Source organism: Priestia sp. SIMBA_032 (assembly GCF_046535215.1).
Lineage (GTDB): Bacteria > Bacillota > Bacilli > Bacillales > Bacillaceae_H > Priestia > Priestia aryabhattai.
This window is the reverse complement of record NZ_JAWRXD010001080.1, coordinates 1-255: the sequence shown is the minus strand read 5'-3', so window position 1 is coordinate 255 and position 255 is coordinate 1. Positions and strand designations below refer to the sequence as shown.

Annotated in this window: 1 protein-coding gene; it reads right to left on the bottom strand. The window is 36.9% G+C overall.

The features are described from left to right. On the bottom strand, nt 1-154 hold a 154-nt coding region (locus SB717_RS37665), incomplete at its 3' end, for a DEAD/DEAH box helicase family protein (protein WP_410908266.1). Nucleotides 155-255 lie beyond the last annotated feature (101 nt).

Genomic DNA, 255 nt, shown 5'->3' with positions numbered 1-255 from the left:
CATTTGAAATCGTAAATGTCTTACCCGTTCCTGTCGCTCCAAGCAACACTTGCTTTTTCTTTCCACTATTAATTCCCTCTACAAGCTTCTCTATAGCTACCGGCTGATCACCTTGCGGGGAATACGCTGATATAATTTCAAATTGATGTTCCAAGTATAATCCGACCTCCTCATAAAAATCTGTATTATTATTTTACCACGAATGCCTATAAAAAACCTAAAAAAACGAACAGATATTCGGTAAAGTTTTCGACA